The sequence below is a fragment of the Kribbella sp. NPDC049584 genome (assembly GCF_040675555.1).
Taxonomy (GTDB): Bacteria; Actinomycetota; Actinomycetes; order Propionibacteriales; family Kribbellaceae; genus Kribbella.
The window spans coordinates 199,874-221,401 of sequence record NZ_JBFAPF010000001.1; the positions used below are offsets into that span (position 1 = coordinate 199,874).

Sequence of the window (21,528 nt, forward strand, 5' to 3'; positions counted from 1 at the left end):
CTTTTTGTTGTTGTCTTCGTGTCTTTCCGCGGTGTCCCCGCCCCCTCTCCCCCCCCCCGCCCGCGGCCCCCGCCCCCCCCCCCCCCCGCGGTTCCCTTGAGGGGAGACTTATGACGGTCACCGAGACCGAGGTCGTTCTGGAGGCCGAGGGCCTCACCAAGCACTTCCCGGTACGACGGGGCGTCCGCGACCTGCTGTCCCGCGAGCACAAGGTCGTGCACGCGGTCGACGACATCAAGCTCACGCTCCGCCGCGGCCGGGTGACCGCGCTGGTCGGCGAGTCCGGATCGGGCAAGTCGACGGTCGCGCGGCTGATGGCCCAGCTGTACGGGCGCACGGCCGGCGACATCCGGCTGCACGGCGAGACCGTGACGGTGCGCGGCGGCCGCAAGTTCCGGGCGTACGCGCGCCGCGTGCAGATGATCTTCCAGGACCCGTTCGCCTCGCTGAACCCGACGCACACGGTGCGGTACCACCTGACCCGATCGCTGCGCATTCACGGTCGCGAGGGCGAGCTCGAGCAGAACCTCCGCAACCTGCTGGAGCAGGTGCAACTGACGCCCCCGGAGCGCTACCTCGACAAGTTCCCGCACGAGCTGTCCGGTGGCCAACGGCAACGGGTCTCGATCGCCCGCGCGCTCGGCGCCGACCCCGAGGCGCTGCTCGCGGACGAGCCCGTCTCGATGCTCGACGTGTCGATCCGGCTCGGCGTACTGAACCTGTTGCGCGATCTGAAGGAACGGCTCAACCTCGCGATCCTCTACATCACCCATGACATCGCGTCGGCGCGCTACTTCGCCGACGAGACCTTGGTGATGTACGCCGGCCGCCTGGTCGAGGGCGGCGAATCGGAGACCGTCACGCAGAACCCGGCGCATCCGTACACGCAGCTGCTGATCGACAGCGCGCCCGACCCCGACCGACTCGGTGAGCTCAGTACGCCGGAGGACCAGGCCGGCGGCGAACCGCCCAGCCTGATCGCGCCGCCGACCGGCTGCCGGTTCCACCCGCGCTGCGTACACGCGATGCCGAAGTGTTCGACCGAGCTTCCACCCCGCTTCGACCTGCCCGTGCCCGGCCATTGGGCCGCGTGCTGGCTCTACGAGGAAGGGGCCGCACGATGAAGTTCCTTCTGCAACGGCTGGCGTTCTACGTCTTCACGGCCTGGGCCGCGCTGACGATCAACTTCTTCATCCCACGCCTGATCCCGGGCGACCCGGTCACCTCGCTGATCAACAAGTTCCAGGGCCAGATGAGCACCGAGGCGATCAACTCGCTGTACGTGCTGTTCGGCCTGGACAAGAACGCGTCGCTCTGGAGTCAGTACGTCGACTACTGGGGTCAGGTCTTGCACGGGGACCTCGGGCTGTCGTTCACGTTCTTCCCGACGCCGGTCGCCGACATCCTCAAGCAGAGCCTGCCGTGGACGATCGCGCTCGTCGGCATCACGACGTTCGCGAGCTTCATGATCGGTACGTCGCTCGGCGTCGTCGCCGGCTGGCGGCGGGGTTCGATCATGGACGGCTTGTTGCCGGTGACAACCTTCCTGTCGTCGATCCCGTATTTCTGGCTCGGTCTGCTGGCGATCACGCTGCTGGCCGGTCCGGACAGCTTCTTCCCGTCGTCCGGCGGGTACGAGCCCGGCCTGGTGCCCGGCTGGACCGGGTCGTTCATCGGCAGCGCGATCCAGCACAGTCTGCTGCCGGCGCTGACGATCCTGATCTCGTCGGTCAGCGGCTGGATCCTGACCATGCGGAACATGATGGTGACAGTGGCCTCGGAGGACTACATCACCGTCGCGCACGCGAAGGGCCTGTCCGAGCGGCGGGTGATGGTCAGCTACGCCGCCCGCAACGCCCTGCTGCCGAACGTGTCCGGCTTCGCGCTGTCGCTCGGCTTCATCGTCGGCGGCACGCTGCTGGTCGAGATCGTCTTCTCCTACCCGGGCATCGGCTACAACCTGTTCCAGGCGGTCGGCGCCAAGGACTATCCGCTGATGCAGGGCGTCTTCCTGGTCATCACGCTGTCAGTCCTGGTAGCCAACCTGCTGGCCGATGTCGCGTACCTGCTCCTCGACCCGCGTACCCGGAAGGAGGGCTGACCGTGTCCGCACCTACGAGCACCATCACTGCGGTCACGCCGGAAGGACCCGAGGTCGAGGCCGCACCGGCCAAACGCCGCCGGCTCCGGTTCGTCGCCAACCCGAAGGCCGCCACGGGTCTCGTCGTACTCGCGTTCTTCTGCGTGATCGCGATCATCGGCCCGTGGATCGCGCCGTACGATCCGTCGGCTCGCAGCAGCGACCTGATCCAGCCGCCGTCCGGCAAGCACTGGTTCGGTACGACGCACCTCGGCCAGGACATCTTCAGCCAGGTGCTCGTCGGCACGCGTGGAGTGATGTTCGTCGGTCTGCTGGCCGGCCTGGTCGCGACCGCGTTGTCGATCCTGATCGGCGTCAGCGCGGGCTTCCTCGGCGGCGCCGCGGACGACGGCCTGTCCGCCCTGTCGAACGTCTTCCTGGTGATCCCGGCCCTGCCGCTGATCATCATCGTTGCCTCGACCATCCCGTCGGCCGGCGACCTGATGGTTGCTCTGGTCATCGGTTTCACGTCGTGGGCCTGGGGAGCGCGAGTGCTTCGCGCGCAGACGTTGTCGCTGCGCCGGCGGGACTATGTGGAGGCTGCGCGGGCGACGGGTGAGAGCACCTGGCGGCTGATCACGTTCGAGATCATGCCGAACCTGACCGCGATCATCGCGTCCGGTTTCGTCGGTACGGTGATCTTCGCGGTGATGTCCGAGATCACGCTCGCGTTCATCGGCATCTCGACGATCTCCGATTGGAACTGGGGCACGATCCTGTTCTGGGCGCAATCCCAGCAGGCATTGGCCCAAGGCGCGTGGTGGTGGTTCGTCCCGGCCGGTCTCGCGATCGCGGTCCTCGGTACGGCGCTGTCGCTGATCAACTTCGGGATCGACGAATTCGTCAGCCCGCGGTTGCGGTCGAGCGGTCACACCAAGGTGAAGACCAAGGACGGGCATTCGGTGCGGATGCGGGTCGGGTTCACGCCGGTTCTGTCGTCGTCGCGCGAGCCGGTGACGCCCGTCGTACGGCGTCGTGCTGAGGAGGAGGTCGCGTGAAGGCGCCCGTGCTGGAGATCAAGAACTTCCATGTCGACTACGGCCTCGGCTCCGAGGCTGTGCAGGCTGTTCGCGACGTCACGCTGACGCTGCACCGCGGCGAGGTGCTCGGCCTGGCCGGCGAGAGCGGCAGCGGCAAGTCGACGCTGGCGTACGGCGTGACGCGACTGCTGCCGCCGCCCGGCGTGATCAGCGGCGGCTCGGTGATCTACCACCCGCCGACCGGCGACGCGTACGACGTGATGGCGCTGACCGACGCGGAACTGCGGAAGTTCCGCTGGGCCGAGACGTCGATCGTGTTCCAGGGCGCGATGAACTCGCTGAACCCGGTGCACAAGATCTCCACCCAGATGATCGACGTGATCAAGGCGCACGAGCCGCAACTGACTCCTTCGGCACGGGTCGCCCGGGCGCAGGAGATGCTCAAGCTCGTCGGGATCTCGGCCGACCGGATGGACGCGTACCCGCATCAGCTGTCCGGCGGCATGCGGCAGCGTGTGATGATCGGCATGGCGCTCGTCCTCGAGCCCCAGGTCGTGATCATGGACGAGCCGACCACCGCACTCGACGTGGTGATGCAGCGACAGATCCTCGCGCAACTGGTGGAACTGCGCGAACGCCTGGGCTTCTCGGTCCTCTTCATCACCCACGACCTCTCCTTGCTGGTCGAGTTCTCCGACCGGATCGCGATCATGTACGGCGGCCGCATCGTCGAGCAGGCTCGCTCCGTCGACCTTTACAAGGACTCGTTGCACCCGTACAGCGAAGGCCTGCTCAAGTCGTTCCCCGCGCTACGCGGCGAACGCCGGGAGCTCGCCGGAATCCCGGGCTCCCCGCCGGACCTCCGAGGAATGCCCTCAGGGTGTTCGTTCCATCCGCGTTGTCCGCAGGCCTTCGACCGCTGCTCCACGGAGATTCCCGTTCTCGGAATCCCGGCAGCACGCAACGACCCCAACCGATCCGTCGCCTGCTGGCTTCCCGGCCGCGTTCCGATCTCTGTCGAAAGGTGAACATGAGCACAACCTCTGTCTCGGGGGCGGCCGACCTGGTCGCGGGACTTCCGTCCGGATTCCGCTGGGGCGTCGCGACGTCGGCGTACCAGATCGAGGGCGCGATCACCGCGGACGGCCGCACGCCGTCGATCTGGGACACGTACTGCCGGGTTCCCGGTGCGATCGACAACGGCGACACCGGGGATGTTGCCTGCGACCACTATCACCGGATGCCGTCCGATGTTGCCCTGATCAAGGATCTCGGTCTCGACACGTACCGCTTCTCGGTCGCGTGGCCGCGGGTCCAGCCGCACGGCAAGGGTCCGGTGAACCCGGCCGGTCTGGGTTTCTACGACCGGCTGGTCGACGAGCTGCTTGCCCAGGGCATCGATCCGTGGGTCACGCTGTACCACTGGGACCTGCCGCAGGAGCTCGAGGACGCGGGCGGCTGGCCGGTGCGCGACACGGCGTACCGGTTCGCGGAGTACTCGATGCTGGTCTTCGACGCGTTGAAGGACCGGGTCGGCACCTGGACCACGCTGAACGAGCCGTGGTGCTCGGCGATGCTGGGGTACGCGTACGGCGCCCATGCTCCGGGCCGGCGCGAGTACCCGGCCGCGATTGCCGCCGTACATCATCTACTGCTCGGGCACGGGCTCGCGACGTCGCAGATGCGGGAGGCGGCGCCACGACCGCTGGATATCGGCATCACGTTGAACGTCGCGACGGCGTACCCGGCATCGGATGCCGAGCCGGACGTCGACGCGGCCCGGCGTGCGGACGGGATGGGCCGGCGGATCTACCTCGATCCGCTGGTGCACGGCCACTACCCCGCCGATGTCGTCGCCGATCTCGCCCACGAGGGTGTCGAGCTGCCGATCGTGGACGGCGACCTGGAGATCATCTCGGCGCCGATCGATGTGCTCGGCGTGAACTACTACTTCAGTCAGAAGTTCACCGGGTACGCCGAGGACGGCAGCACCGTCGACGCGAGCGGTCTCCCGATCAGCCGCGACGTACCACTCGGCAAACCGCGCACCGCGATGGACTGGGAGATCGTCCCGGAGGGCTTCACGGATCTGCTGCTGAGCATCGCCCGTGACTACCCCGGCCTCCCCATGGTCATCACCGAGAACGGGTCCGCTTTCGAGGACGTCCCCGACGCCAACGGTTTCGTCGACGACACCGACCGTACGGCGTACTTCACCTCCCACCTCACCGCCGTCGCCGACGCCATCGCCCAGGGCGCCGACATCCGCGGCTACCTCGCCTGGTCCCTGATGGACAACTTCGAATGGGCCTACGGCTACGTCAAACGCTTCGGCATCGTCCGCGTCGACTACAACACGCAGCAACGCACCCCCAAGGCCAGCGCCCTGTACCTGAAGGAACTGGCTGCCCGGTATCGCGATCGCTGAAACTGTGGAGTGGCGGCTCGTCATGACGGCCGCCACTCCGCTCCCGGGTCCTAACGGTTCAGGCCGGGGTCGGCGACGAGGGCTAGGAGCTGGGATTTGGTGATCGCACCGGCTGGACGCTCGGAGCCCGGGTAGAGAACTCGGACCGAAGCGAGATCGCCGTCGGACTGCTTGTAGGTTGCGCCCACGACGTACATCGGGCCGCCCTGGTACTTGCGGGAGCCCTCGGCGTATTCGGCGGTGCCGCCGTCAGGGAGCTTGGCAGGGGTGCAAGTGGGCATGGACAGCTGGGCGGCGCAGGTGCTGGCCAGCGGAGCTGCGTCGAGACCGATCTCGACTGTGGCCGTCACGGATGACTTGGTCCACTTGTCGACCACGGTGAGCTCACCCGGCGCATCCTCGACATGATCGGGCTGAAGCCGGCCGCCCAGCTTGCCTGCGGCAACAGTCTCGATCTGTGCGGGTGTCGGCGCGAAGTCCTGTAGCGCTGCCTCTTCGGCTTGCTGCGCACTGGTGAGCGGAGGCAGTTCCAGTGCCGGATCGGTGACGAAGGCAAACAGTTGCGCGTCGGTGATCGCCACCTCCGATACCGGGACCGTGGTGTTGTTCCGGAACACCGGATCGATCGCGACGTACACGAACTCGCCGTCCGGCCGCAGATAACTGAGCTCCAGCATCTTGCCCTGCCGGCCCAGCATCGCCGGACGGCCATTGGGCAGCGTCGCCGGGTGGCAGACGACCGGGTTGGCCGAGTACTCGAAGTAGGAGCCGCAGGTGTTGCCCGCGCTTTTGGCCGAACGCGACAGGCCGATCAGCAGCATGGCCTGGCCCTTCTCCCCCGGGATCTTCCAGCCGACCTTCTGCTGCGTCCCGTGGTGACCGATCTGCGGGTCGACCCCGAACGGCCCGGTGCCGAAGTCGAGGTGTTTCCCGCCAGGGTCGAAATGCTTGGTCAGCAAAACCTTCATCAGTCTGTCGAAACCCTGGATCTTCGCCGCCGCGGCGGCGTCCTGCGCGGCCGCTGCATCGACGGGCATACGGCGACCCGCTGCCGGAGCCTCGTCATGCGCCGCGTCGCGGACCACGCCCGTGACACCGACCGAAGCCGCCGCGACCAGTCCTGCCGCGGCCAGCGCGGTAACGCCGGTGAGCAATCGGTGCCTACGGAGGCGCCGGCGACCTCCCGCGAGGTCGTCGGCCAGAGAGCGCGGCAGCAGCTCGTCCTGCGCCGCGGCGGCCTCGGTGAGTCGATCCTGCAGCACCTTCTCGTCGATCATGCGCGGTTCCCTCCCACAGCCCGGAACTGGGCGATCAGTAGGTCGTTGAGCCGAGCGAGGGCTCGTGAGCTCTGGCTCTTCACGGTGCCGGGGCCACAGTTGAGATCCGCCGCCGTCTCCTCGATCGTCAAGCCGAGGAAGAACCGCAGGACAACCACGCGACGCTGCCCGGCCGGCAACGCGGCGAGCGCCTCCATGAGCGCCCGCCGGTCCTCCGGCGCGATCCCTTCGTCCGCCTCCGGATCCAGCCCGTCGAGTCCGACCTGCTCGCGGCGCCATGGCCGGCGGCTCTCGTCGATGCCCGAATTGACCAGGATCCGGCGGGTGTAGGCGTCGACGTTCCCGCTGCGCTGCACCCGGTTCCAGGCGACGTACAACTTCATCAACGCCGTCTGGACGAGATCCTCGGCCTTGTGCACGTCGCCGCAGAGCAAATAGGCGATCCGGCGCAGCTGGGTACGCCGCTGAGCGACGTACGCACTGAACTCCTCGTCCCGCGATGCTCTCGCCATTCCCCAGTCCCCTCACTCATTCCGTCACCGATGAGTACGGAGCTCCCGCCAGAACTGTTGTCATCCAGTCTGGTCCAGACAAGAATCATCACTCTACGTCACAGCAGGATGGCGTTGGTCGCGGAGCGCTGCCACCGCTCAGCCGGTGTGCAGCCGACGTTCAGCCGAGGCCGGGAGGATTCGGTGGTACCCCGATGCCGACTGTTGCCGCAGACTCGTCCAATGAGCCTTCCCGTGATCCCCGCACCGATATCCGAGACCACCGCCGACGGCACATTCACCATCACAACTGCCTCGGGCATCGACGCACCCCCACCCGAGCTCGCCGGACTCACGGCCCGCTTCACCGAGGACGTTCAACTCGACACAGGCCTCACTCTGACCGGCTCGTCGGGCATCACCGTGACGCTCGGCGCGGCGGACGAGGTCGCGCCCGTCGCCGGCCTTCGAGCTGACGGGGCAGAAGTCGACGAACGCCATGGCGTGGAGATCAGCAGCGAAGGCATCCGCGTATGGGGCCCGACGCCGGAGGCGGTTTATCGCGGTCTCACCACGCTCCGGCAGCTGATCTCTGCGTATCTGAAGGACGGCACCGCAGTCCTGCCTGTTGCCCGGATCGTCGATGGGCCGCGGTTTGGTTGGCGGGGGTTGTCGCTTGATGTGGTGCGGACGTTTCACGGGCCCGAGGACGTACGGCGGGTGATCGACATGCTCGCGTTGTACAAGCTCAATGTGCTGCATCTGCATCTGACGGACGATCAGGGGTGGCGGATTGAGGTGCCGGCGCGGCCGTTGTTGACCGAGGTGGGGGCGGCTGGGGCGATCGGGGATCGGCCGGGTGGTTACTACACGCGGGCGGAGCTTGCCGAGCTCGTGCAGTACGCCGCTGACCGGTACGTGACCGTCGTACCGGAGATCGACATGCCGGGGCACACGTCTGCGGTGTTCAAGGCTTATCCGTCGCTAGGACCCGACGAGATCCGTAGCGTCGACCTGGGCAACGGCGACAGTCTGCAGCTGAACACGCTCGACCCCGGTCGCGACGAGACGTGGGCGTTCGTCCAAGACGTGCTGGATGCTGTAATCCCGCAGTTCCCGCAGACCGCATACGTGCACATCGGTGGTGACGAGACGTGGGGCATGTCCGACGAGGACCACGTGGCGTTCGTCGAGAAGGCGGCCGCGCTCGTCCGCGCCCGCGGTAAGAAGGTTGTCGGGTGGCAAGAGATCGCCCGCGCCGACCTCGACTCCGCGGACGTCGTGCAGTACTGGCTGGACCTCGACGTCGACTCGATGGTCCAGAACCCCGACCTCCCGACGCCGCCCGAGGACCTGCTGCCGATCCTGGTCGAGGGTCTCCGCAAGGCGAAGTACGACGCCCCGAAGGCGCTCGAGCAGGGCACCAAGCTGATCGTCTCCCCGGTCACCTGGCTGTACTTCGACCGCCCGCACGCCGACGCATCCTCGGACCCGGACCAGGAGGAGGCCCGCAAGCGTCTCGGGCTGGAGTTCTACGGCGCCGCCTCGATCGAGCACGGCGTCTCGTGGGACCCCGTCGACAGCCTCCCCGGCGTCGACTCCGCCGACCAGATAGCCGGCATCGAGGCCGCAATCTGGTGCGAGTCGATCATCACCCCCGAGGACCTAGAACTCATGCTCCTGCCCCGCCTCCCCGGCGCAGCCGAGAAGGCGTGGTCCCGGCCGGGCACCGAGTGGGCCGACTACGCGAGCCGCCTCGGCCCGCAGTCCGCGAGCTGGCGCAACCGAGCCTGGACCTGGCTCCAGTCCACCGAAGTCGACTGGGCCTAGCCATCCGGGTCAAGGCGCGGACCTGCACCACTCACCAACCGCAGCCCAGGGCCGGCCCTGACCCGGCGCCAAGCGTGTCCGAGCGGATCCCGGGGTTCTTGGTGAGTGCCGCAGGTCCGACTCGTCCGTCGGTCGATGCCGGATCTGGCCATCCCAATCGGCTGCCCGCGGCTCAGCGCCGCGGGCAGGGCCGGGAGTACGGAGATTGTGATGGGCTGGCGATCCGCCCCCAGCCCGGGGACGTGGGTGGACCGTGGCCGGTCCACCCACTTCGTCAGCAGGTTGCGGTGGGTGCGGCCCAGTCGGCGCGGTCGTTGTAGCCGCCGTCGCCTGCGTCGCCGACGACCAGGTCGAGGACGCGTACGCCGGTCAGGTCCACGTCGAACTGCTTCGGGGTGAAGCGGTCGACGATGCCGCTGTCGAACAGGACCTTGCCGTCGCCGACGATCTGGAACGTAGACGTGCCGCCCGCCGTGTCGACGTTGCTGACCACGTCGTCGATACCCGCCACACCGGTCAGCCGCGAGCACGACTTGCCGAGGTAGTAGCGGATGAGCGACGGAGAGGCGACGCCGATACCGGTCGGGTACGTCGTGCCGGTGAGCTTGATCGGATTACCGCCGCCGACGCTCTCGTCGATGGTCGGCGACATCCACCCACTGGTCGCCGTGATCCAGTCGTGGTGCGACAGCGGCACGGTCCCGCTCGGCGGCGCCGGTGCAATCACGATTGACGACAGCGCGGTCGTCTGCTTTTGCACTCCATACAATACCGTTTGGTATGCCGTCTGCGCGGTGACGCTCGCCGTGCCGGGAGTCGTACCGGCAGGCAGCTTGACCGTGAAGGTGAAGTTCGCCTGCTCGCCACCAGCAAGGACCGCGGGTGCCTTGGACAACGGCTTGACGATCCACCCGTTGCCGCCGGCAACAATGACGGTCGGCTTGAACACCGGCGTCACGCCGTCGTTGCGGACGTTGACCTGAATCGTCAGCTCGTCGCCACCGGCAACTACCGGAGCAGCATCCTCCGGCTGAGGATCCGTCCCGACCTTCGTCACCTGCGGAATCCCGGCCGTCACATGCGGAACCCCCGGTACGCCGCGAGCCGGCTCGAGGCGGAACAGCGCCGTACCGTGCGCCGGAACCGCCGCGCTGATCACGCCGGCGCTCTCGGTCACCTTGTCGGTCCATGCGTTCTTCAGCGTGAACCGCGAGCCCTGCAGACCGACTGCCGACGCGGTCGTGGTCAGAGTCTTCGCGCTGTCGCCCCGGTTCAGCAGTACGACGGCGCGACTGCCGTCAGCGAGCCGCTTGACCCACGTCTCCGTCGTACCAGCCGGGCCGACCCGCACAGCCTGTACGGCGGCCTTGTCCTGGTTGATCGCGACAACGTCGGGATCGGTCAGCATCCCGATCGTCGTCGCGGACAGCTTCCGTACGTCGCTGCCGACGACCAGCGGAGCTGCCGCAACGGCCCACAGCGTGAGCTGGGTCCGGAACTCCTCGTCGGTCATTCCGAGCTCGGGGGCCAGATAGTCCGGGTCACCGAATGCGCCCGGCTTGACGACCTCCGGGTGTCGGGCGTTCGCGTCGTAGTTGCGCAGTACGTCCTTGAACTTGATGTCGCCCTGGAAGCCGACATCGGTGTATGTGCGCCACGACTGCGCGATCGCCGGCGCGTACGACCAGGAGTTGGTCGACTGCTGGGACTCCGGGTAGTTGCCCCAGTCCGGCGACGTGACCGGGTTGCAGAGGTTGAAGATCATCGGCCGGTGGCTCGCGTTGTTCCGCAGCGCCTGGGCGAACTCGGTGTAGACCGTCTTCGGGTCCAGGTTGGCCGCGATGCCACACAGGTAGTCGACCTTGACCGCGTCGAAGCCCCAGGCGGCGAAGGTGTCTGCGTCGTGCTGGTAGTAGCCGCCGCTGCCGAGACCGCATTTGCCCGGGATGTACGGACCGGCGTCGGTGTAGATGCCGGCCTTCAGGCCCTTGCTGTGGATGTAGTCGACGAGCGGCTTCAGACCGTTCGGGAACTTGGCCGGGTTCGGGACCAGGTCACCGGCCGCGCTGCGGGACTGGTCGGCTTGCCAGCCCCCGTCCAGCCAGACGATGTCGTAGCCGGCCTTCGCCAGCCCGCGGCTCACGAGTGAGTCCGCTACGGACTTGATCGTGTCCTCGGTGAAGTCACCGCCGAGACCGTAGTACGTGTTCCAGCCCATGTACGGCGTCGGGCTGAGCACCGTAGCTGGCGCAGTAGCTGCAACTGTGGCCTGAGCCGCCACAGCCGGGGTCGTGGTGGCCGCGAACGCGCCGGCCACCAGTGCCGCCGCGATCACCCCACCCAGGAATCGCCTCATCAGTTGTCCCCTTCAAGAGAAAGCACTGTCGTTGAGCGGAACGGGTCAGTCGAGTGCCTCGACGATCAGGCACTGCGAGTCGGCCGGGCCGTCGAACGCGACCCCGACCTGCAGCAGATAGCTGCCCGGGTGAGTCTCCGATCCCACCCGGTAGTTCTTCGCCGGATCCAGCCCGGCCAGCGGCACCCGCCGCGGCCGGGTCGGCAGCGTGCCACGCACGTTGCCGTCACCGGTCTCCCACAGGAACACCACGGACCGCTCGGTGCCGACGTACTGCACGCCGGCCGCCAGTCCATAGATCTTGCTATCGGCAATCAACTCTCGAAAGCCCTTGTACTGCTCGATATGACGAGTTGCCGTCTTCAACTGCTCGTCGGTCCACCGGGACAAGTCAGCGCCGATCCCGAGTACGCCGGCCATCGCGACATGGAACCGGAAGTCGAGGGACCGCTCGCGGCCGTCATGGGTGCCGATGGCATCTGTCACCCACGAACTCATCAGGTGCGGCGCGAACCCGGTCCGGAATCCCTCCTGAATCCTGCGCCGATCCAGCGGAGCCGTGTTGTCACTCGGCCACAAGGTGTCGACGCGCGAGGCCATCCCCAGATCGACCCGAGCCCCACCACCAGCGCACCCCTCGACGTACACCGACGGGTGCCGGTCCCTCAGCCGATCCAGAATCGCGTAGAGATTCGCCACCACCCGGCCGTCCAGATCGCGGCGTTGGTCCCCGGAGTCCAGCCGTGGCCGATTCGCGTCCCACTTCAGGTACTTGATGTCGTACGTCGACAGCAGCCGGTCCAGCGTGCTCCAGATGAACTCGCGGACATCGTCCCGGCTCAGATCGAGCAGCAACTGGTTCCGCACCAGCACCGGCTCCAAGCGATCCGTCCGCAAGATCCATTCGGGATGGTCCTGGGCCAGCTGTGCCTTCGGACTGACCGACTCCGGCTCGATCCACAAACCGAAATCGAGACCCAGTCCGCCCAGTCGGGTGATGAAACCGTCCAGTCCGGAGGGGAACTTCTGCGGGTCGACCTCCCAGTCACCGAGCCCACCTGTGTCGTCCGACCGCCCGACGAACCATCCGTCGTCCACCACGAACGTCTCGACGCCGATACTCGCGGCGCGCCGCGCCAGCTCGAGCTGATGCTCCGCCCGGATGTCGAACTCGGTCGCGAACCACGAGTTGTACAACACGTGCGGCAGCCGCTTCCGCGACGCCGCACGCTCATAGTCGTGGAAAGCGCGCGCGAGTCCGTCGGCGCCTTCAGCGCTACAGGCCCCGACAGCCTTCGGCGACTCCCACGTCTCCCCCGGCGCGAGCGCGATCCCCTGGCTCGACGACACGCGCCCCGCCTGGATTCGAAGCAGTCCGGTGGTGTCGACGTCCGCCGACATCTCCCACGACCCGGACCATGCAAGCTGTACGCCGTACGCCACATCGCTCTCGGTCGCGAGGAAGGGCGAGTACGAGTGCCCGGTGATCCCCTGCGCACTCCCGATCGTGAACCGGCCCCGCGGCAACGTCACCGAAGCCTGCTGGAACTCGCTGTTCCACTCGCCCCACAGGTACTTGATCGTGTTCCCGCCGGGCACCACGAACCCGGCCGAGTCGTGCCGATGCAACGTCAGCTCGTCGGCGCCGTCGTTCTGCACAGTGACCCACCGCTCCAGCACATCGCCCACCATCCGGTAGTGCAGGACGAGCCGGATGGTGTCGACGAACTCCAGCTCCAACCCGTCGTCCTCACGAGCCTCAACGAAGACAGGACGGAACTCGTCCGTTCCCCAAGGAGCGGAAACGACCAGGTCCACCGGCGCCGTGTACCTGACCCCGCGGACGGCGTACTCCAGCGGCTCGACATCCGCTCTGGGGACGAAGTGTTCTGTGCCGACGATCTCGACGGGTGCCAGACCCTCATGCGGGCCCCAGGCAACCAGCTGCGCCCACTGACCATGCGAGGGGACGCCGACGACGTACGACGTCGTCGTACCGCGGAGCGTCCACGTCCTCACTTCACGGCTCCGATCGCCAGCCCGCCCACGAAGTGCTTCTGGAACCGAAGGAACACTGCCACCGTCGGCACGGCCGCGATCACAGTGCCGGCGGCGATCACGTTCCACGACGACACGAACAGGCCCTGCAGGCCGAGCAGCGCCGGCGTGACCGGCATCTTCTCGCCGGACCGGATCACGGTGATCGACCACAGCAGATCGTTGAAGATCCACGTGAACGACAGCGCACCGAGCGCGGCCAGCGCCGGCCGCGTCAACGGCAGAATCACACTCGAGTAGATGCGCCCCGGTCCGGCGCCGTCGATCGTCGCCGCCTCCTGGATCTCGCGCGGCAGGTCCCGCATGAACCCGTGCAGCACGAACGTGTAGAACCCGAGCCCGAACCCGACATGGACGGCGATCAGCGCGATCAGCGTGTCGTAGTACCCGATCAACTCCACGAACCGGGAGATCGGGATCAGCAGGATCTGCGGCGGCAACAGGTTGCCCATCAACATCAGCAACAGGATCGTCCGCCGGAACGGGATCGAGTAACGCGCCAGCCCGTACGCCGCGATCGACGCCAGCCCGAGGCTGAGCAGCACCGCCGGGATCGTCACGAGCAGACTGTTGATCAGCGCCCGGAACTCATCCGCGTCCTCCCACGCCGACTTGTACGTCGAAAACGTGAACGAATGGGGCAGCGATCCCAGCCCGTTCGCCGCGACGTCGTCGAAGCTGCGGAACGAGATCACGATCACCCACAGGATCGGCGCGACCCACAGGAACGACACGATCGACATCGCCACGTGGTAACCCGTACGGCGAATCACGATTCCTCCCGGAAGGCGCGGATCAGGTAGCCGAGGATCACGGCCAGGGCGAGCAGGAAGATCACCACAGCGAGCGCCGACGCGTAGCCGAGCTGCGTGGACTGGAACGCGGTCGAGTACATGTACGTGCTGAGCAGCTCGGACGAGTGGTACGGCCCGCCCCTCGTCATCGACCAGACGATGTCGAAGGATCGCAGCGAGTCGATCACGATCACCGACAGGACGACGGAGTTCACGCCCTTGAGCTGCGGGATCGTCACGTACCGCGTGCGCTGCCAGGCGGATGCGCCGTCGACCTTCGCCGCTTCGTACAGCGCGGGATCGACCGCTTTCAGGCCGGCCAGGTACAAGACCATCACGTACCCGATCTGTCGCCAGAGCGCCGGCACGATCACGGCGTACAGCGCGGTGTCGGGGTCGGCGAGCCACGGGCGGACGAAGTTGCCCAGGCCAACGGTTCGGAACACCGTGTCGACAAGTCCATCCGGCTGGTAGAACACGCGCCAGATCAGCGCGGTGACAACCAGCGAGAACACGACCGGGGTGAACAGCGCGGCCCGATAGATCCCGACCCCACGGCGCTCGCGCTGCAGCAGCAACGCCATCCCGAAGCCGCCGATCACACTCAAACCACCGAACAACACCAGCCAGATCGCGGTGTTCTTCAACGCGGTCCGGAAGATCGGGTCCGAGACCATGTCGGAGAAGTTGCCGAATCCAACGAACCGCGGAGCCGACAACCCGTCCCAACTCGTCAACGCCAACCAGAACCCCTGCAACGCGGGCCAGAACACCCACACCGCTTCGATCAGGAACGGCACCAGCACGAACGCCAGGATCAACGGCGACACCCGTCGCGGACCTGACCGCTTGGTACGACGCGATCCGGCCGCCGGACCGTTTCCGGTCCGGCTCCGTGGTTCCACAGCTGTAGCGGTCACGCCTTGAAGACCTTCTGGGCTGCGGCTTGCCAGTCGGCGAGGATCTTGTCGATCTGGTCGGGCTTGTCGAGGAACTTGGTGAGGGCGGCGTCGGCGGTGGGCTGCAGTGCATCGCTCGAGTCGCGGTTGAAGAACTGCGTGATCTCCGCGGCGCCCTCGATCATCGCCTTACCCTTCTTCACCAGCGCGGTGTCGGCCGACTTCCCGTCCGGGTTCGCCGGAATCGCCGTACCGGAGGAGCTCTGCACGTAGATGTTCTGCGCCTCCGGCGTCGCCAGCCAGGCGAGGAACTTCTTCGTACCCTCCGGATCCTTCACCTTCTTCGAGGCGAAGTACCCGTCGGTCGGCGCCTCCTCGGCAACCGGTACGGCGGGATCGATGATCGGGAACTGGAAGAAGTCGATGTCGTCCAGCGCGTCCTTGGGAGCAGAGTCCGCGAAGAACGTCCCGATCAGGAACATGCCGGTCTTGCCCGCGAGCAGCGCCGACGTCGCCTCCTGGAACGGGAACGACTTGCCCTTCGGGTCGAAGTACGGCAGCACCTCGCGCCACTTGGTGAAGACCGCCTTCACCTTCGGATCGGTGAAGTCGCCCTCGCCGGCCAGCAGCTTGCGGTGGAACGGCGCGCCGTTGATCCGGATGTTCAGGTAGTCGAACCACGCCGACGCGACCCACGGCGTGTCACCGAGCCCGATCCCGATCGGCGGGATGCCCTTGCTCTGGATCGTCTTGCACACGGCAACGAACTCGGCCCAGGTCTTCGGCGGCGTCACGCCCCACTTGGCGAAGTTCGACTTCCGGTAGAACATGCCCCACCAGTAGTAGCTGGTCGGCACGAAGATCTTCTGCCCCGCGCTGCTCGTCGACAGCGACTGCATCGCCTTCGAGTAGTTGCCCATGCTGTCCCAGACGCTGGTCACGTCGAGCAGCAGGTCCTTCTTCGCGTACGAGTCCGCGACCGACCCGGCGTACCAGGTGTAGACGTCCGGCGGGTTCGCCGACGTCAGGTACGTCGGCAGCTGGGTCCGGAAGATCTCCGCGGCGACCGTGTTCAGCTTGACCTGCGACCCGCCGGTTTTGTTGTACGCGGCAACGAGCTTCTCCATCGCGGCCTTGGCCTGCTCGCTGGAGAGGTTGGACTGCAGCGACAGCTCACCGCTCGCCCCGCTGCTACTGCCCGGACTCTTCGTCGATGTCGCGCACCCCGGTACCAGGGTCGCTGCCCCGAGCAGTCCGAGTCCCTTGAGGAAAGTCCGCCGATCCGATGCCGGTACTGCCAGACCCGTCATGCCCACTCCTGAGTTCTGCTCGACGGTGATGCCAGTCGAGTACGTGGTCCTTGTTGCCGACGATCTTGCGGCGAGCCGTCCCGAGTGTCAATATTAATTCGTAAATTACGAGCAAATCGCTTGACGGGACAGCGGCGTCACGGTCAACTGATGGCTCGTTCATCGTTGGAACGGGCCTGCCTGCGTGCTTGGGTAGGGGTGACGTGAGGAGGCGCGGGTGCGGCTGGCTGGGCGGGTGATCGCGGTGACCGGGGCCGCGTCGGGGATCGGCGCGGCCTGCGTCGAACGGGCGCTGACCGAGGGTGCGCAGGTCGTGCAGGTGGACATCCACCCGTGCAAGGAGCTGCCGGGCAAGGCCGTCAGCGTGGTCGGCGACGTCGCGTCGCCGGACACCTGGGCCGAGGTCCGGTCCCGCGGCCGCGACGAGCTCGGCCCGATCGACGGCCTGGTCAGCAACGCGGTCGTCGTCGACGTGAAGCCGGCCCACGAGCTGTCGCCGGCGTCCTGGCAACGCCAACTCGACGTCAATCTCACCGCGGCCTTCCTCGGTTTCCGGACGCTGTACGACGACCTCGTGGCGAACGCCGGCTCCGTCGTACTGGTCTCGTCGGTGCACGCGATCGCGGGCCTGCCCGGTCATCCGGCGTACGCCGCGACGAAGGGCGCACTGATCTCGCTCGGACGTCAGCTGGCCGTCGAATACGGTCGCTCGATCCGGGTGAACACCGTGCTTCCGGGACCGGTCGTGACGGCGATGTGGGACCGCGTCGATACAGAAGGGCGCGAGCGCAGTGCGCAGGCGACTGCACTCGGGCGGCTCGGCCAGCCGGACGAGGTAGCTCAGGCGGTGGCGTTCCTGCTGTCGTCCGAGGCGTCGTTCGTGACGGCGGCCAGCCTGGTGGTCGACGGCGGATGGTCCGCGGTGAAGGACTCGGCTTGACGTCCTCCTCGCCTTCAGCAGACGAGGATTCCAACTACTACGCGGAGGTAGCGTGTTGAGGTTCACGCTTCGACGAGACCCGTACGGGCGTCTCTCGGCGCGCTCTGACGGCCCGCCCGGCCGCGATGTTGATCGCTGCATTGACGTCCGCGTTTCCCTGGAATCCGCAGGCCTGACATCGGAAGTCCGCTTGGCTCTCGCGATTCTCCCGTGCGCAATGCCCGCAGACGCTACAGGTCTGCGACGTACACACCGCACTTACCTTTTCGACCCGACCCTGCGCCTTGTCTTCGAGACGCTCCACGAGCACGCCCCAGCTATTTGCCAGGATCCCGCGATTCAGTCCGGCCTTGGCCGCACGACCGTTCGGCAGGTACCGGCTTGGACGTTCCACGTCGAGTCTTGGTTTGGGACGCCTGGCCATCTGAGCGACATGCAGATCTTCGACGCGAATGACGTCGAACCGTCGGGCCAAGTCGGTGCTCGTCTTCTCGACCCAGTCCTTGCGGCGGTCCGCCGCACGGGCATGCAGCTTGGCGATCGCAGCCTTGACCCGCAGACGCCGGTTGGAGCCGCGACAACTGCGGGCGAGAGTCTGTTGCAGGCGTTTGAGTCGTTGCTGTTCGCGTTCCGACAGCCCCGGGCACAGCAGGAGCGCACCAGTGGACAGCGCCGCCGAGACCGCGACACCGCGGTCCACGCCGACGACCCTGCCATTACCGGGTGCGGGGATCGGGTCGGGGACGACGGTGAGTGCCAGATGCCAGCGGCCTGCGCGGTCGCGAGTGATCCGGTACGACTTCGACTCCGGCAACGGGCGGGACAGCCGGAACCGGACCCAGCCGACTTTGGGCACGAGCGCGCGTGCCCATTTCCGACCCGATCGGACGAGTCGAGATGCCTGGCCACCGACGATACGGAAGCCCTCATTCAGCCCGGCCTTACGCCAGGTCGGCCGGCGATGCGTCCCTGCATAGAAGTTCCTGACTGCCTGATCGAAGTCCCGCAACGCCTGCTGCTGCACGGTCTGCGACCCGGATCGCAACCAGTCGAACGTCGCCCGCGCCTCGGTCAGCTGGCGAGCCTGGTCGCCGTACCCAGGCGTCGGGCCTCTGTCGCGGTTCCACATCGCCCACTGCTCGAGCGCGAGGTTCCAGACGTACCGCGCGTGCGCGCAATGATCCACCAGCGCAGCCTCCTGCGTTGGCGTCGGATACATCCGGAATCGGGACACGGTGTCCATCCAATCAACAGCAACCGACATTCTTCAGAACCTGAGGAGAGGGAGTCTCAGTTCCTTTCCGGAGCTGGACGACGGGATCACCCCGGGACAAATCTGATGGCAGGGAGAGCAAGGTGACGGGGATTCAGCGCGGGGTGTCGCGCGGGCTGCACGGGCAGATCGTGGAGGTGATGGCCGACCGCATCCTGTCCGGGCAGATCCCGGAGGGCGCGACCATCAACGTGACCGAGCTGCAGTCCGACCTCGGCGTCAGCCTGACCGCGGTCCGTGAGGCGTTGAAGGTGCTGACCGCGAAGGGCCTGGTCGACGCCAGGCAGAAGCGCGGCACGTTCGTCCGGCCGCGGTCGGACTGGAACCTGCTCGACGCGGACATGATCCGCTGGCACTTCAAGGACGCCGACTCCCGGCCCGAGTTGCTCGAGGAGCTGCACGAGGTCCGCGGGATCGTCGAGCCGGCCGCGGCCCGGCTGGCCGCGCTGCGGTCGGACGACTCTGATCTTGCGGCCCTCGACGAGGCACTCGCGGGGATGGAGTCGGCGGACGACAACCTCGCCGCGGCGGCCGCGGACCTCGCGTTCCACCGGGCGTTGCTGGCGGCAACCGGCAACGAACTGCTGACGAAGATGGAAGTGATCATGGAGACCGGGCTCGCCGACCGCGACCGGCTGGTGCACACGGTGAAGCCGTCGGACGATCCGATCCCGAGCCACCGGCTCGTCGTGGACGCGATCCGCGCGCACGACCCCGAGGGCGCCGAGCTCGCGATGCGGGAACTGCTGGCGAAGGCTGCCGAGGACCTCACCGAAGTACGTGGATCGACTCGTCGGCGGCGCCGGTGAAGATCGAAAAGATCGAGACGTTCCTCGTCCCGCCGCGCTGGTTGTTCTGCCGGGTCGAGACCAGCGACGGCGTCGTCGGCTGGGGCGAGCCGGTCGTCGAGGGCCGCGCGGAAGTTGTGCGGGCCGCGATCGACGTACTCGCGGAGTACCTGATCGGCCAGGACCCGCTGCAGATCGAGCGGCACTGGCAGGTGTTGACCAAAGGCGGGTTCTATCGCGGCGGGCCGGTGCTCAGCAGCGCGGTCGCCGGCCTCGACCACGCTTTGTGGGACATCGCCGGGAAGGTGTATGGCGCTCCCGTCGCGGCACTGCTCGGGGGACGAGTCCGTGATCGGGTCCGCGTGTATGCGTGGGTCGGCGGGGACGAGCCGGCCTCGATCGGCGACGCCGTCGCGGAGCAGGTCGCGGCCGGTATGACAGCCGTGAAGATGAATGCCAGCGGTCAGATCCAGACGTCGCCATCGGTTGCCGAGGTCAACGACATCGTCAACCGGCTCGCCGCGGCGCGTGAGGTGCTCGGCGATTCTCGCGACGTCGCCATCGATCTGCACGGGCGCGTCGGCGTTGCCGGCGCGCGGCGGATCCTGCACGCGGTCGAGGGTCTGCAGCCGATGTTCGTCGAGGAGCCCGTGCTGCCCGAGCAGATGGCACATCTGTCCTCGGTGGTGGAGGCCTCGACCATTCCGGTCGCGCTAGGAGAACGGCTGTACCACCGGGCCGAGTTCATGGCCCCGTTGAACGCGGGCGTCGCCGTCGTACAGCCGGACGTGTCCCATGCGGGTGGGATCTCCGAGTTGCGACGGATCGCCGTACTCGCGGATGCGCACGGAGCGATGCTCGCGCCGCATTGTCCGCTCGGGCCGATCTCGCTGGCGGCTTCGTTACAGGTGTCGTTCGCGACACCGAACTTCCTGATCCAGGAGCAGAGCCGCGGTATCCACTACAACCTGTCGAGCGACCTCACGTCGTACGTCGTGGATCCGGCGCCGTTCACCTGGGTCAATGGGCACGCGGAGTGGAATCCCCTGCCCGGCTTGGGGATCACGGTCGACGAGGACGCCGTGCGCGCAGCCGACAAGATCGGTCACTCGTGGCGCAACCCGGTGTGGACCCACGAAGACGGCTCGTTCGCCGAATGGTGACCGAGTACGCCGCCGACCGGCTCGTGACCGTCGACCCGACCGACGGCGGTCGTTGGACGTCCCTACAGCTGGCCGGGCGGGAGTGGCTCTGGCCCGGGCCCGGCCTGGTGACCGGATCGCGGGCCGGCCTGGCCACCTTCATCGACGCCGGCGGCCTCGACGAATGCTTCCCCACGGTCCGCGGCACGCCTGACCATGGCGCCCTGTGGAACCAGTCGTGGGACGGATCCGTCGAGTACGACGGCGCGGTGCTGACCCGGGCCTTCACCCCCGGGACTGACACGCTCACCGTCGACTACCACCTCGAAGCAGTCCCGGGCTATCGGTTCATCTGGGCCGCCCACGCGTTGCTCGACTGTGCTGCAGGGGCCGTCATCTCGCCACCGCCTGGGACTCAATGCAGGCTGTACCCCGAGGCCGCTGCTCTGCTGCCGTGGGCCTGGCCGGATGATGCACGGTGGGTCACAGCCGTGTGGCCGACTCCGTTGGATCTGGCGGCCTTCGGCGACTCCGACGGGACTGCGGTCGGCGCGGTTCTGGTGGACTGTCCAACGGTTTCGGTGCGGGATCGCGGCGCCGAGCTGACGATGACGTTGAGTTGCCCGGGGCAACCAGTCTCTACTGCGTTGTGGCGGAACCAGGGTGGCTTCCCGGCCGATGCGCCGTACCGGAGCCTCGGAGTGGAGCCGATGCTCGGCCGGGTCTTCGACCTCGCGGAGGCGGGGCCTGACGACGCCGTGGTCGTGCCGGCAAGTGGTGAGCTGGCCTGGCGGCTCACGCTGTCCGCCAGGCCGGTGTGAT

The 21,528-nt window shown here is 67.2% G+C and carries 18 protein-coding genes; 10 read left to right on the top strand and 8 right to left on the bottom strand.

What is annotated here, in order from left to right; translation table 11 throughout:
• Positions 1-110: 110 nt before the first annotated feature.
• From AB0J62_RS00985 to AB0J62_RS01005, 5 genes are read left to right on the top strand one after another with little or no spacing between them, the layout of a single operon-like run.
• Positions 111-1,124, top strand: a complete 1,014-nt coding sequence (locus AB0J62_RS00985; RefSeq protein ID WP_363862617.1) for an ABC transporter ATP-binding protein — start codon at positions 111-113, stop codon at positions 1,122-1,124.
• Positions 1,121-2,101 (top strand): ABC transporter permease, encoded by a 981-nt coding sequence (locus AB0J62_RS00990; protein ID WP_363862620.1) that lies wholly within the window; start codon positions 1,121-1,123, stop codon positions 2,099-2,101. The genes AB0J62_RS00985 and AB0J62_RS00990 overlap by 4 nt, the downstream gene beginning before the upstream one ends.
• A gap of 2 nt (positions 2,102-2,103) precedes the next feature.
• Complete coding sequence (locus AB0J62_RS00995) at positions 2,104-3,138, top strand: ABC transporter permease (RefSeq protein ID WP_363862623.1); 1,035 nt, start codon at positions 2,104-2,106, stop codon at positions 3,136-3,138.
• Entirely contained in the window at positions 3,135-4,148 is a 1,014-nt protein-coding gene (locus tag AB0J62_RS01000) for an ABC transporter ATP-binding protein (protein WP_363862626.1), read from the top strand. Before AB0J62_RS00995 ends, AB0J62_RS01000 begins: the two co-directional genes overlap by 4 nt.
• A 2-nt stretch (positions 4,149-4,150) precedes the next feature.
• A complete protein-coding gene (locus AB0J62_RS01005) occupies positions 4,151-5,548 on the top strand; it encodes a GH1 family beta-glucosidase (protein ID WP_363862629.1) in 1,398 nt (465 codons plus the stop codon).
• A 50-nt stretch (positions 5,549-5,598) separates the two neighbouring features.
• Here AB0J62_RS01005 and AB0J62_RS01010 read toward each other — a convergent pair whose 3' ends face one another.
• Together AB0J62_RS01010 and AB0J62_RS01015 are read right to left on the bottom strand one after the other, a co-directional pair.
• Positions 5,599-6,825 (bottom strand): hypothetical protein, encoded by a 1,227-nt coding sequence (locus tag AB0J62_RS01010; RefSeq protein ID WP_363862632.1) that lies wholly within the window; start codon positions 6,823-6,825, stop codon positions 5,599-5,601.
• The gene (locus AB0J62_RS01015) at positions 6,822-7,337 is read right to left on the bottom strand and encodes a SigE family RNA polymerase sigma factor (protein ID WP_363862635.1); all 516 of its coding nucleotides are present in this window, start codon (positions 7,335-7,337) and stop codon (positions 6,822-6,824) included. Before AB0J62_RS01015 ends, AB0J62_RS01010 begins: the two co-directional genes overlap by 4 nt.
• Positions 7,338-7,559: 222 nt before the next feature.
• On the opposite strand from AB0J62_RS01015, the gene AB0J62_RS01020 reads away from it, so the two are divergent.
• The gene (locus AB0J62_RS01020; protein ID WP_363862638.1) at positions 7,560-9,146 is read left to right on the top strand and encodes a family 20 glycosylhydrolase; all 1,587 of its coding nucleotides are present in this window, start codon (positions 7,560-7,562) and stop codon (positions 9,144-9,146) included.
• 274 nt (positions 9,147-9,420) lie between these two features.
• On the opposite strand, the gene AB0J62_RS01025 is transcribed toward AB0J62_RS01020, so the two are convergent.
• From AB0J62_RS01025 to AB0J62_RS01045, 5 genes are read right to left on the bottom strand one after another with little or no spacing between them, the layout of a single operon-like run.
• Positions 9,421-11,502 carry an NPCBM/NEW2 domain-containing protein gene (locus tag AB0J62_RS01025; RefSeq protein ID WP_363862641.1) on the bottom strand — a complete coding sequence of 694 codons (2,082 nt, stop codon included), beginning with the start codon at positions 11,500-11,502 and terminating at the stop codon, positions 9,421-9,423.
• 45 nt (positions 11,503-11,547) lie between these two features.
• Positions 11,548-13,521 (bottom strand): alpha-galactosidase, encoded by a 1,974-nt coding sequence (locus tag AB0J62_RS01030; RefSeq protein WP_363862644.1) that lies wholly within the window; start codon positions 13,519-13,521, stop codon positions 11,548-11,550.
• Entirely contained in the window at positions 13,518-14,333 is an 816-nt protein-coding gene (locus AB0J62_RS01035; protein ID WP_242000190.1) for a carbohydrate ABC transporter permease, read from the bottom strand. Before AB0J62_RS01035 ends, AB0J62_RS01030 begins: the two co-directional genes overlap by 4 nt.
• Positions 14,330-15,274: a sugar ABC transporter permease gene (locus AB0J62_RS01040; RefSeq protein ID WP_363862648.1), complete on the bottom strand. Its 945-nt coding sequence runs from the start codon at positions 15,272-15,274 to the stop codon at positions 14,330-14,332. Before AB0J62_RS01040 ends, AB0J62_RS01035 begins: the two co-directional genes overlap by 4 nt.
• Positions 15,271-16,563: a substrate-binding domain-containing protein gene (locus AB0J62_RS01045; RefSeq protein ID WP_363862651.1), complete on the bottom strand. Its 1,293-nt coding sequence runs from the start codon at positions 16,561-16,563 to the stop codon at positions 15,271-15,273. Before AB0J62_RS01045 ends, AB0J62_RS01040 begins: the two co-directional genes overlap by 4 nt.
• Before the next feature lie 217 nt (positions 16,564-16,780).
• Between AB0J62_RS01045 and AB0J62_RS01050 the strand changes: the two genes are divergently transcribed.
• A complete protein-coding gene (locus AB0J62_RS01050; RefSeq protein WP_363862654.1) occupies positions 16,781-17,503 on the top strand; it encodes an SDR family NAD(P)-dependent oxidoreductase in 723 nt (240 codons plus the stop codon).
• A 37-nt stretch (positions 17,504-17,540) separates the two neighbouring features.
• On the opposite strand, the gene AB0J62_RS01055 is transcribed toward AB0J62_RS01050, so the two are convergent.
• Positions 17,541-18,746, bottom strand: coding sequence for a transposase (locus AB0J62_RS01055; RefSeq protein WP_363862657.1), 1,206 nt, complete (start codon positions 18,744-18,746; stop codon positions 17,541-17,543).
• A 113-nt stretch (positions 18,747-18,859) separates the two neighbouring features.
• Here AB0J62_RS01055 and AB0J62_RS01060 point away from each other — a divergent pair, with 113 nt between their 5' ends.
• The 3 genes from AB0J62_RS01060 to AB0J62_RS01070 are packed head-to-tail and all read left to right on the top strand — an operon-like array spanning position 18,860 to position 21,527.
• Positions 18,860-19,585, top strand: coding sequence for an FCD domain-containing protein (locus tag AB0J62_RS01060; RefSeq protein ID WP_363862660.1), 726 nt, complete (start codon positions 18,860-18,862; stop codon positions 19,583-19,585).
• Positions 19,582-20,727, top strand: coding sequence for a galactonate dehydratase (dgoD, locus tag AB0J62_RS01065; RefSeq protein ID WP_363862663.1), 1,146 nt, complete (start codon positions 19,582-19,584; stop codon positions 20,725-20,727). The genes AB0J62_RS01060 and dgoD overlap by 4 nt, the downstream gene beginning before the upstream one ends.
• Positions 20,721-21,527, top strand: coding sequence for a hypothetical protein (locus tag AB0J62_RS01070; protein WP_363862666.1), 807 nt, complete (start codon positions 20,721-20,723; stop codon positions 21,525-21,527). Before dgoD ends, AB0J62_RS01070 begins: the two co-directional genes overlap by 7 nt.
• The last annotated feature ends 1 nt before the right edge of the window (position 21,528 follow it).

Excerpts from the sequence above, each read along its gene's own strand:
- AB0J62_RS01025 (WP_363862641.1), bottom strand. The coding sequence starts at position 11,502 with ATGAGGCGATTCCTGGGTGGGGTGATCGCGGCGGCACTGGTGGCCGGC.
- AB0J62_RS01070 (WP_363862666.1), top strand. The coding sequence starts at position 20,721 with ATGGTGACCGAGTACGCCGCCGACCGGCTCGTGACCGTCGACCCGACC.
- AB0J62_RS01005 (WP_363862629.1), top strand. The coding sequence starts at position 4,151 with ATGAGCACAACCTCTGTCTCGGGGGCGGCCGACCTGGTCGCGGGACTT.
- AB0J62_RS01045 (WP_363862651.1), bottom strand. The coding sequence starts at position 16,563 with ATGACGGGTCTGGCAGTACCGGCATCGGATCGGCGGACTTTCCTCAAG.
- AB0J62_RS01010 (WP_363862632.1), bottom strand. The coding sequence starts at position 6,825 with ATGATCGACGAGAAGGTGCTGCAGGATCGACTCACCGAGGCCGCCGCG.
- AB0J62_RS00990 (WP_363862620.1), top strand. The coding sequence starts at position 1,121 with ATGAAGTTCCTTCTGCAACGGCTGGCGTTCTACGTCTTCACGGCCTGG.
- AB0J62_RS00985 (WP_363862617.1), top strand. The coding sequence starts at position 111 with ATGACGGTCACCGAGACCGAGGTCGTTCTGGAGGCCGAGGGCCTCACC.
- AB0J62_RS01020 (WP_363862638.1), top strand. The coding sequence starts at position 7,560 with ATGAGCCTTCCCGTGATCCCCGCACCGATATCCGAGACCACCGCCGAC.
- AB0J62_RS01015 (WP_363862635.1), bottom strand. The coding sequence starts at position 7,337 with ATGGCGAGAGCATCGCGGGACGAGGAGTTCAGTGCGTACGTCGCTCAG.
- AB0J62_RS01055 (WP_363862657.1), bottom strand. The coding sequence starts at position 18,746 with ATGGACACCGTGTCCCGATTCCGGATGTATCCGACGCCAACGCAGGAG.